This is a genomic window from Mesorhizobium sp. ESP-6-4 (genome assembly GCF_020164735.1).
In the GTDB taxonomy this organism is placed as follows: domain Bacteria; phylum Pseudomonadota; class Alphaproteobacteria; order Rhizobiales; family Rhizobiaceae; genus Mesorhizobium.
In genome coordinates, this window is the sequence record NZ_JAIUGS010000004.1 from 422,745 (window position 1) to 432,297 (window position 9,553).

A 9,553-nucleotide genomic window follows, 5' to 3' on the forward strand; every position below is an offset into this window, starting at 1 on the left:
GAAGGTGCGGACGATTCATGCCAGCACGGAGACCGCCCATGCCCGAATTCGTCCTTACGCCCCCGGCGATTGCCTCGGTTGCCGTCGCAGGCTCGGCGGAGCGGTTCGCCGTGCGCCGCATCTTCTGCGTTGGGCGCAATTACGCTGCGCATGCGCGCGAGCTCGGCAATGACGAGCGCGACCCGCCCTTCTTCTTCACCAAGCCGGCCGACGCGGTGGTCGACAGCGGCGCCGAGATCCACTACCCGCCTTTGACCTCGAACCTGCACCACGAGATCGAGCTGGTCGCGGCCGTCGGCAAGGCCGGCTTCCGTATTGCGCGCGGCGATGCGCTCGCCCATGTCTGGGGTTATGGTGTCGGCGTCGACCTGACCCGCCGCGACCTGCAGGACCAGGCGAAGAAGGCGGCGCGTCCCTGGGACTGGTCGAAGGCCTTCGACCAGTCCGCGCCTTGCGGACCGCTGGTCCCGGCCGCGAAATCGGGACATCCGGGGAAAGGCCGCATCTGGCTCGCCGTCAACGGCGCGGTGAAGCAGGACGGCGACCTGGCCGAGCTGATCTGGCCGATCGCCGACATCGTCTCGATCTGCAGCGAGGCGGTCGAGTTGCAACCCGGCGACCTGATCTTCACCGGCACGCCGGCCGGCGTCGGCGCGGTCCAGGCCGGCGACAGGATCACCGGCGGCGTCGACGGCATCGGCGAGATCGCGGTGACCATCGGGCAGCCGAGGCCATGAGCGACCTCGTCCTTCATAACTACTACCGCTCCTCCACCTCCTACCGGGTGCGGATCGCGCTGGAGATGAAGGGCCTGAGCTACACTTATGTGCCGCACCACTTGCGCCATGGCGAGCATCTCGAGCCCGCCTATCGCGCCGTCAACCCGCAAGGGCTGGTGCCGGCGCTGGTTCTGGACGGCGGCACGCTTTTGACCCAGTCGCTGGCGATCATCGAATATCTCGACGAGATCCAGCCCGAGCCGCCGCTGCTGCCGAAGGATGCGCTGGGTCGGGCCCGCGTCAGGATGCTGGCGCAGATGATCGCCTGCGACATCCACCCGGTGAACAATCTGCGCGTGCTGACCTCGCTGCGCAGTTTGTTCGGCGCCGGCGACGAGGATGTCGTCAACTGGTTCCGGCACTGGGTGAACGAAGGTTTCCAGCCGCTTGAGAAGATTCTGGCTTCGTCGCCTGAGACCGGCACCTTCTGCCACGGCGATGCGCCGGGCCTCGCAGACATCTGCCTTACCGCCCAGGTCACCAACAATGCCCGCTTCGGCGTCGACATGGCGCCCTACCCGGTGATTGCGCGCATCAACGCCGTCTGCATGGCGCTGCCGGCGTTCCAGAGGGCTGCCCCGCAGAACCAGATTGACGCCGAGTAACGAACTGAAGGCCCCCACATGAAAGCTGTCGTCTTTGAAAAGTTCGGCGAGGCGCCGACGGTCCAGACCGTTCCCGATCCGAAGCCCGCCCCGGACGGCGTGGTCATCAAGGTCGAGGCTACGGGTCTTTGCCGCAGCGACTGGCATGGCTGGATGGGCCATGATGACGGCATCACGCTGCCGCACGTCCCCGGACACGAACTGGCTGGCGTCGTCGTCGCCGCCGGCAAGCAGGTCGGCCGCTGGAAGGCCGGCGATCGCGTCACGGTCCCCTTCGCCGTCGGCTGCGGCCGCTGCTTCGAATGCACGTCTGGCAACCATCAGGTCTGCGAGCACCAGACGCAGCCGGGCTTCACCGGCTGGGGCTCATTCGCCGAATATGTCGGCATCGAGCACGCCGACACCAATCTGGTGCGCCTGCCCGAAGAGATGGAATTCGCCACCGCAGCCAGCCTCGGCTGCCGTTTCGTCACCTCCTTCCGCGCCATCGTCGACCAGGGCCGGGTGACGCCGGGCGAATGGGTGGCGGTGCATGGCTGCGGCGGCGTCGGCCTCTCGGCGATCATGATCGCCAGCGCCATGGGCGCCAATGTGATCGCCATCGACCTCACCGACGAGAAGCTGGAATTCGCTAAAAAGATCGGCGCGGTCGCGACCATCAATGCCTCGACGACGCCGAACGTCGTCAAGGCCGTCAAGCAGATCACCAATGGCGGCGCGCATATGTCGATGGACGCGCTCGGACACCCGACCACCTCGTTCAACTCGATCGCCAATCTGCGCCGCCGCGGCCGTCATGTTCAGGTCGGCTTGATGCTGGGCGAGCATGCCCGGCCGCAGGTGCCGATGGACAAGGTGATCGCCTTCGAGCTCGAAATCCTCGGCAGCCACGGCATGCAGGCCTACCGCTACAACGCGATGATGGAGATGATCCGCACCGGCAAGCTGAAGCCCGAATTGCTGGTCGGCAAGAAGATCAGTCTAGATGAAGCGCCCGCCGCCCTGATGGCGATGGGCGGCTTCGAGGGCATCGGCATCGGGGTGGTGACGAGGTTTTAGCAGGCGTCGCGGCGAATATTCGCGCTTATTATGCTTGCAGTATTTTTTTAGGAACATAAAGTGAACAAGAGATTGGGATAAGCCAACGAATGTCGGGTTGAGGGCAATGAGGCTTGCTTCGTACTTATTTTTGTTTGCGTTGCTGGTTTCTACGGCTGATGCGGCTGCTGCAGAGCAAGTAAGCCATGGGGCCACTCCAGATTGGCCACCCGCCCCTGCAGCATCGCCAGGGTGGGATGCTCCGCGCTTTGAGAAATATCTCGCAAAGCTTAGCCCTGAGGGCTCTAGAGCGAAGCCTCGCTTCAACGGATCAAACTGGACGCCGGAAACCAAGGCCAGGATTAGGGAGGCGGTGAAATCCGGCTACAATTTCGCCGGACATTATACGATCGTCGAAATGGGGATGCGGTACTGAATGTAAATCAGCTTGGATTGTCGACGGACGAAGCGGCGCGATCCACGCCTTCCCATTGGGTGGCGAAGGCACAAGCAGCCTGAAACTGGTCTATAATGTGAAAAGCCGATTGATAAAGTCCGCATGGCTTAACAGCGAAAAGGTTCTGTGCAGGCAGCAAGATTTCGATTGGGACGGCAAGGATTTCAATAACATTGTTGGCATGGACCATACCGACAAAGGCACCTTCTTTCGATGCGACGTTCTCGATTCGAGCGTATCGATGGAGTGGCCGTCCGATGAGGCGAAGACATCACCAAGCGAAGAATTGCGCTTCGAAACCTTTCCGGCGAGGGTTTTTCAAAACGGACCCGTTAAGTTGCCTCAGTTTGACGGCAGAGACCGCGGGGCGCGGGAATACCGCACAAGGATATCAGATGCGATGAAATCCGGTGCTAATTTTGCTGGGCACTACAGGATTGTCGAAATCGGATGTGGTACGGGTTATTCATGCGTTTATATCGCAGACACAAATAGTGGAAAAGTTTGGGATTTCCCACTGGGCGGCATGGAATACTTGAATTTAGATTTGAAATACTCGCCGGATAGTCGCCTGATAAAGGCCCGGTGGATAGACGGACTAAATGGCGATCAGGCTGACTGTGCGGAGTCGGTCGCTGAATGGGATGGTCGCAGCTTCAACAGCTTCGGTAAGACGCACCGCGGAGTGGCCGACGAAACCTATTGTTCGTTTGAACCACCCCAAAACGAGTAGGATCGAGCAAGAACCAATCGCACTCGCCTCCCCTACCGCGCGAACTTCTTCGCTCCGAACACACAGGCCACGACGCCAAGCGTCACGACCACCATCATCGGGCTGACCTTTTCGTGCAGCAGGCTCGCCGCCAGCGCCAGGCCGAAGAAGGGCTGCAGCAGCTGCATCTGCCCGACGGCGGCGATGCCGCCTTGCGCGAGGCCGCGGTACCAGAAGACAAAGCCGATCAGCATGCTGAACAGCGAGACATAGCCGAGGCCGATCCACGCGCCCGAACCGATGGCGGCGAAGGATGGCGGCAGCGTCGCGAAGCTCAACGCCAGCATGACCGGCAGCGACAGCGCCAAGGCCCAGCAGATCACCTGCCAGCCGCCGAGCTTGCGCGACAGCTTGGCGCCTTCCGCGTAGCCCAGCCCGCAGGCGATGATGGCGCCGAGCATCAGGCCGTCGCCGACCGGCGACGCGGTCACGCCTTGCGCCAGGGCGAAGCCTGCGACCAAAGCGCTTCCCAGGCACGAGAACAGCCAGAAGGCCGGGCGCGGACGGTCGCCGCCGCGCAGCACGCCAAAAATCGCGGTGGCCAGCGGCAGCAGGCCGACAAAGATGATGGAATGCGCCGAGGTGACATGTTTCAGCGCCAGCGCCGTCAGCAACGGGAATCCGACCACGACCCCCAGCGCAACGACGACGAGCGAGATCAAGTCGCTGCGCTCCGGACGCTTCTCGCGAAACAGCAGCAGCATCGCAATCCCGAGCAGACCGGCGATCGCCGCCCGGGCCGCCGTCAGGAAGGTCGGGTCGAAATCCATCACCGCCACCCGCGTCGCCGGCAGCGACCCGCTGAAGATCAGCACCCCAATGAAGCCGCTGAGCCAGCCGTCGAAACTCTTTTCCATGATCCGCTCCGTTTGCGCTTCCGTACCGGCGCGGGCCATGGTGTTGCCAGGTACAATGGAGTACAATTTGACAAAACTGTAATGGCCTACAGAGAAGTACAGATGGACGCATCAGGCCCAAATGCCAGTGGCGCCACCCTCGTCGAAACCGTCATGGCGGCAATCCGCCAGCGGATCGCGGCGCGCATGCTGACGCCCGGAGCCCGCCTGCCGTCGATACGGGCCATGGCCAGATCCATGCAGGTTTCAAAATCGACCGTGGTCGAAGCCTATGAGCGCCTTGCGGCGGAAGGCACGATCCGTTCGCGGCCTGGCTCCGGCTTCTACGCCGCCGGCCAGCTCGCGCCATTGTCGCTCGCCGAGATCGGCCCACGGCTGGACCGAGCCGTCGACCCGCTCTGGGTGTCGCGGCAATCGCTCGAAGCGGGCGAGGAGATGCTGAAACCCGGCTGCGGCTGGCTGCCGGCGTCCTGGATGCCGCAGGCCGCCTTGCGCCGGGCGCTGCGCACCGCTGCCCGTGCTGACGACGTGGCGCTTGCCGATTACGGCACGCCGCTCGGCCTGCCGTCGCTGCGCCAATTGCTGGCAAGGCGCATGGCCGACCATGGCGTCGAGGCCTCGCCGGACCAGATCATGCTGACCGACTGCGGCACCCAGGCGATCGACCTTCTGTGCCGCTTCCTGATCGAGCCCGGCGATGCGGTCCTGGTCGACGATCCCTGCTATTTCAACTTCCATGCGCTGCTGCGCGCGCATCAGGCCAAGGTTGTCGGCGTGCCTTACACGCCTTCGGGGCCGGACATCGAGCTTTTCGCCGAGGCGCTCGCCGAGCACCGGCCACGCCTCTACATCACCAATTCCGGCATCCACAACCCGACCGGCGCGATCCTGTCGCCGGTCACCGCGCATCGGCTTTTGAAGCTCGCCGACCAGGCGGACCTCACCATTGTCGAGGACGATATCTTCGCCGACTTCGAGCATAGCCCTGCTCCGAGGCTCGCGGCCTTCGACGGGCTGCAGCGCGTCGTCCAGATCGGCTCCTTCTCCAAGACGCTGTCGGCCTCGGTGCGCTGCGGCTTCATCGCCGCGCCCCGCGACTGGATGGAGGGGCTTACCGATCTCAAGATCGCCACGACATTCGGCGGCGCGCGGCTATCCGCCGAGCTGGTGCTGACCCTGTTGAAGGACGGCAGCTACCGCAAGCATGTCGAGCAGTTGCGCACGCGCCTGTCGCGCGCCATGGCCGAGACCGCCGGCAGGCTGAAGGCGATGGGCATCGTTCCCTGGATCGACCAGCCGGCCGGCATGTTCCTATGGTGCCGGCTGCCCGACGGCATCGACGCTGCCGATATCGCCCGCCATGCGCTCTCGGACAATGTCGTGCTGGCGCCCGGCAATGCCTTCAGCCTGTCGCACACCGCCGGCCACTTCATGCGCTTCAACGTGGCCCAGTGTGCCGACGAACGCATTTTCCAGGTGCTCGAAAAGGCGATAGCCGCGTCTCGTCGCAAGGCCGCGTAGTCCAGTCTCGGCAGGCCTTACGCCCCTGCCCGCTTGCGGCGCTCATACATCATCACCAGCGTTTCGGCGGTCAGCGCCGGCTTCTGCTCGCCTTCGATCTCGACGGTGTTGGCCGCCTTCATCAGATACTGGCCGGGACCGCGGTCCTCCATGGAAAGCAGCGTGGTGCGCAGCCTGATGCGCGCGCCGGCCTTGACCGGCGCCAGGAAGCGCACCTTGTCGAAGCCGTAGTTGAAGGCGGCCTGGGTGTTTTCCGGCACGATGCCCATCTCCAGCGCCAGCGCGCCGATGATCGACAAGGTCAGATAGCCATGCGCGATCGTGGTGCGGAACGGGCTCTGCCGTTTCGCCCTTTCGGGATCGACATGGATCCACTGGTGGTCGCCCGTGCATTCGGCGAACTGGTCGATGCGCTGCTGGTCGACCGTCGTCCAGTCGGACACGCCGAGCTCCTGCCCGGACATCATGCGCAACTGCTCGAAGGTCGGCGGCGTTCTCGGCCGTGTTTCCGTCATTCCGGCTTTCCCATCACTCTTGCCTGTCTCCCGACCATGAAGCGGCGGCCTCTGTCAATTCGCCGCCCCGCGATTTTCGCCGGTAGAGTTGATGCTTTGGGGCAGGCCGAGAACGCTCGGACACCTGCGCCGGTTGCATCGCATGTCGGTCGGTGATGAGGTCCGAAATCGCCAGGTAGCCTATTTCTTTTCGTAGCCGGCGCGGATTTCCGCCATCGCATCCCGGATCCGGTCGCGCAGGATCTCGACCGATTCGGTGCTGGATTTGCGCACAAGGTCGGCCACTTCGCTGGCATTCTTCAGCGTCGTCTCGAACGACCTGCGGGCAAACTCCGCCTGCTTGCTCATCAGGTCCTGCGGATTGCCGGGCGTCTGATAGGTCTGCGCCATCCGCGTGATCTCATGCATGGCATTCTGGACCATCTCATGCTGCCTCGCCAGCACCGAGGATGCGCCGGCCGCACTTGCCCTCGCCGATTTTTCCAGGGCTTCGAGGTTTTTGCGGTGATGGTCGAGGATCGCCTGGACGTCGACATTCGGCAGCTTGAGGTCGCGGCCGAACCTGCTGAACATGTCGAGGAACGAGTCCGGTTCCGGTTGTCTTGCCATGCTCTGCCTCCCTGCCGGCCGCCATGCGGCGCCCTTGAAGGAGAATAGTGCTCCTTGGGCCGGCGTCAATTGACGAGGAACAGCCGCTCCGCCGTGTGGAGCGCCAGCCCGGCAAGCCCGCCGACGATCATGCCGTTGAAGCGGATATATTGCAGGTCCCTGCCGATGTTCAGCTCGATCAGCCGCGTCAGTTGCGCCAGGTCCCAGCGCTTGACCTGGTCGGCGATGAATGTCGACACCCCGCTCTTCTGACTCTCGACGAACGAAGCCAGCGCCACGACAAAACCCTGGTTCATATCGGCCCTGATCTGGGCGTCGTCGGCCAGATGCCTGCCGATTTCGACGAACATGTTGGCGAGGTGCTCGCGGATCGTCGAATTCGGCGCATTGACGTCCTGCTCGATGAACAGGCGCAGGCTAGTCCATGCATCGCCGGCCAGCGCCCGCACCTCCGGACGTCCGAGGAAATCGCGCTTCAGCTTCTCGGCGCGCCTGGCATATTGCTTCGAAGTCCTGAGCCGCTCGATAAAGCCAAGTACGAAGCCGTCGAATTCGGCACGCATCGGATGGTTGGGATCGGCCCGCACCTCATCGAGCAGCGAACCCGCCGACGCGACGATCTTCTTCAGAAGATAGGCGTCGGCGCGAAACAGGTTGAACAGCGACGGCAGTTCCTCGCGGATCTTTTCACGCATCGTCGCCAGCGCCTGCTCGTCGTTGAGGAAACGCCCGACGACCCGGATGAATTCGTCGAAAAGCTTCTGGTGGCGGCGATCGTCGGTCAGCGCTGACAAAAGCTCCGCCGCGAGCGGCGCCAGCGGCACCTTTTCGATCTGCTCCAGCATGCGGCTGGTGACGAAGTCACGGAGACCTGATTGTTCCACCGCCGTCAATGTCTGTGGCACCAGGCGTACGACGAATCGCGACAGATCGGAGGCGCGTTCGGCGTCGGCCAGCCAGTCGGCGACCAAAGCGGCGAAATCGACCTCGGCGAGCTTCTCGCGCACCGGCTCCGGTGCCAGGAAATTGGCCTCGATGAAGCGGCCGAGATTGTCGGCGATCCGGTGCTGGTTCTCCGGAATGATGGCCGTGTGCGGGATCGGCAGCCCGAGCGGCCGCCGGAACAGCGCCACCACGGCATACCAGTCGGCGAGGCCGCCGATGGTCGCCGCCTCGGCGAAGGCCGCGACGAAGCCGAGCCACGGATGGCCGCCCTCGAAGGACTTGGCGAGCGCAAAGACGAGGATGCACAGCGCGAGCGCCGCGGCAGCGACGAACTTGGTCCGCCGCAACGCCGAGAGCTTCGCCTTGGCATCGGCGTCGAATCGAACCGGCGCGAGGGCCGAAGCTGACTGTGGCATGGAAAAGCCGTTTCCTGTTTGCACCCGCTTCTATCTAGTGGCTGCGCCGGCAAAACGCTCGTTCGAAGCGCGGGAGCACCAATCTGCGCCGGCATGCACAAAAAGTTGACACGATTATTCAGCTATGTGCCGGTCCAGTCTGGAATTGTTCCAAACTATGGGCCATATTCGGCTTCAAGCTAATATTTCGCGAGGATATCATGCGGCTCACGCGCCAGACCAATTATGCGATGCGCATTCTGATGTACTGCGCCGCTAACACCGAAAGGCTGAGCCGCATCCCCGAGATCGCCGCCGCCTATTCGGTGTCCGAGCTGTTCCTCTTCAAGATCCTGCAGCCGCTGGTCGAGGCCGGCCTGGTCGAGACCGTGCGCGGCCGCAACGGCGGGGTGCGGCTCGGCCGCGCGGCGGAACAGATCAACCTGTTCGATGTCGTGCGCGTCACCGAAGAGAGTTTCGCCATGGCCGAATGCTTCGAGAACGACGCAGCCGAATGCCCGCTGGTCGACAGCTGCGCCCTGAATTCGGCGCTGCGCGAGGCGCTCAACGCCTTCTTCGCCGTGCTTTCCCGCTACACGATCGCCGACCTCGTCGCCGCGCGCCCGAATGTGCGCAGCCTGCTCGGCATCGACCTTCTCGAGCAGCGCGCCCCAGCGGCGTGATCGGGCCCTGGCGGCTTGGTTCTCGAGGAAGGCTCGTCAACTTCGTCATCCACGGGCAGAGCGAGAGCGAAGCGGACGCGGCGACCCGAGGATCCATTCCGTTACATCGAACAAAGAATACAGCGATCCAGAAGAGGCACTGGCTCTTTAGGGTCGCTATTTCTGCATCGTCGCGGCGCACGAAGGTCACGGCATGGCAACTGTGTTCATGCGAATGCGGTTTTGTCGCGAATGATAGCGTTGAGGACGACCAGGAGCTTCCTTGCGACGGCGATGATAGCGAGCTTTTTGGACCCTGAGCGGGCAGCAAGTGCGGTGTAGAAGGTCTTGAAGCGCTCACAGGTTCGAATGGCAGTGAGGGCTGCCATGTAGAGGGC

The 9,553-nt window shown here is 63.4% G+C and carries 10 protein-coding genes; 6 read left to right on the forward strand and 4 right to left on the reverse strand.

Annotated elements, in window-relative coordinates; translation table 11 throughout:
- Positions 1–38: 38 nt before the first annotated feature.
- From LB523_RS11645 to LB523_RS11660, 4 genes are all read left to right on the forward strand, one after another.
- A complete protein-coding gene (locus LB523_RS11645; RefSeq protein WP_224602800.1) occupies positions 39–737 on the forward strand; it encodes a fumarylacetoacetate hydrolase family protein in 699 nt (232 codons plus the stop codon).
- Positions 734–1,384, forward strand: a complete 651-nt coding sequence (gene maiA, locus LB523_RS11650) for a maleylacetoacetate isomerase (protein ID WP_224602801.1) — start codon at positions 734–736, stop codon at positions 1,382–1,384. The genes LB523_RS11645 and maiA overlap by 4 nt, the downstream gene beginning before the upstream one ends.
- An 18-nt stretch (positions 1,385–1,402) precedes the next feature.
- Positions 1,403–2,443, forward strand: a complete 1,041-nt coding sequence (locus tag LB523_RS11655; protein ID WP_224602802.1) for a zinc-dependent alcohol dehydrogenase family protein — start codon at positions 1,403–1,405, stop codon at positions 2,441–2,443.
- A gap of 470 nt (positions 2,444–2,913) precedes the next feature.
- Positions 2,914–3,612, forward strand: a complete 699-nt coding sequence (locus LB523_RS11660; RefSeq protein ID WP_224602803.1) for a hypothetical protein — start codon at positions 2,914–2,916, stop codon at positions 3,610–3,612.
- Positions 3,613–3,644: 32 nt separating this feature from the next.
- On the opposite strand, the gene LB523_RS11665 is transcribed toward LB523_RS11660, so the two are convergent.
- Complete coding sequence (locus LB523_RS11665) at positions 3,645–4,508, reverse strand: DMT family transporter (protein WP_224602804.1); 864 nt, start codon at positions 4,506–4,508, stop codon at positions 3,645–3,647.
- A 102-nt stretch (positions 4,509–4,610) separates the two neighbouring features.
- On the opposite strand from LB523_RS11665, the gene LB523_RS11670 reads away from it, so the two are divergent.
- Positions 4,611–6,029 (forward strand): PLP-dependent aminotransferase family protein, encoded by a 1,419-nt coding sequence (locus LB523_RS11670; RefSeq protein ID WP_224602805.1) that lies wholly within the window; start codon positions 4,611–4,613, stop codon positions 6,027–6,029.
- Between the two features lie 17 nt (positions 6,030–6,046).
- On the opposite strand, the gene LB523_RS11675 is transcribed toward LB523_RS11670, so the two are convergent.
- The 3 genes from LB523_RS11675 to LB523_RS11685 all read right to left on the reverse strand — a co-directional run bounded on the left by LB523_RS11675 (position 6,047) and on the right by LB523_RS11685 (position 8,514).
- Positions 6,047–6,544: a MaoC family dehydratase gene (locus tag LB523_RS11675; protein ID WP_140627184.1), complete on the reverse strand. Its 498-nt coding sequence runs from the start codon at positions 6,542–6,544 to the stop codon at positions 6,047–6,049.
- Between the two features lie 180 nt (positions 6,545–6,724).
- Positions 6,725–7,153 (reverse strand): phasin family protein, encoded by a 429-nt coding sequence (locus tag LB523_RS11680; RefSeq protein WP_224602806.1) that lies wholly within the window; start codon positions 7,151–7,153, stop codon positions 6,725–6,727.
- A gap of 65 nt (positions 7,154–7,218) precedes the next feature.
- On the reverse strand, positions 7,219–8,514 hold the full coding sequence (locus tag LB523_RS11685) for a DUF445 domain-containing protein (RefSeq protein ID WP_224602807.1): 1,296 nt from the start codon (positions 8,512–8,514) through the stop codon (positions 7,219–7,221).
- 200 nt (positions 8,515–8,714) lie between these two features.
- Between LB523_RS11685 and rirA the strand changes: the two genes are divergently transcribed.
- Positions 8,715–9,176, forward strand: coding sequence for an iron-responsive transcriptional regulator RirA (gene rirA, locus LB523_RS11690; protein WP_140543679.1), 462 nt, complete (start codon positions 8,715–8,717; stop codon positions 9,174–9,176).
- Positions 9,177–9,553: the final 377 nt, after the last annotated feature.

Coding starts and splice junctions, on each gene's coding strand:
- LB523_RS11645 (WP_224602800.1), top strand. CDS start 39: ATGCCCGAATTCGTCCTTACGCCCCCGGCGATTGCCTCGGTTGCCGTC.
- maiA (WP_224602801.1), top strand. CDS start 734: ATGAGCGACCTCGTCCTTCATAACTACTACCGCTCCTCCACCTCCTAC.
- LB523_RS11655 (WP_224602802.1), top strand. CDS start 1,403: ATGAAAGCTGTCGTCTTTGAAAAGTTCGGCGAGGCGCCGACGGTCCAG.
- LB523_RS11665 (WP_224602804.1), bottom strand. CDS start 4,508: ATGGAAAAGAGTTTCGACGGCTGGCTCAGCGGCTTCATTGGGGTGCTG.
- LB523_RS11670 (WP_224602805.1), top strand. CDS start 4,611: ATGGACGCATCAGGCCCAAATGCCAGTGGCGCCACCCTCGTCGAAACC.
- LB523_RS11675 (WP_140627184.1), bottom strand. CDS start 6,544: ATGACGGAAACACGGCCGAGAACGCCGCCGACCTTCGAGCAGTTGCGC.
- LB523_RS11680 (WP_224602806.1), bottom strand. CDS start 7,153: ATGGCAAGACAACCGGAACCGGACTCGTTCCTCGACATGTTCAGCAGG.
- LB523_RS11685 (WP_224602807.1), bottom strand. CDS start 8,514: ATGCCACAGTCAGCTTCGGCCCTCGCGCCGGTTCGATTCGACGCCGAT.
- rirA (WP_140543679.1), top strand. CDS start 8,715: ATGCGGCTCACGCGCCAGACCAATTATGCGATGCGCATTCTGATGTAC.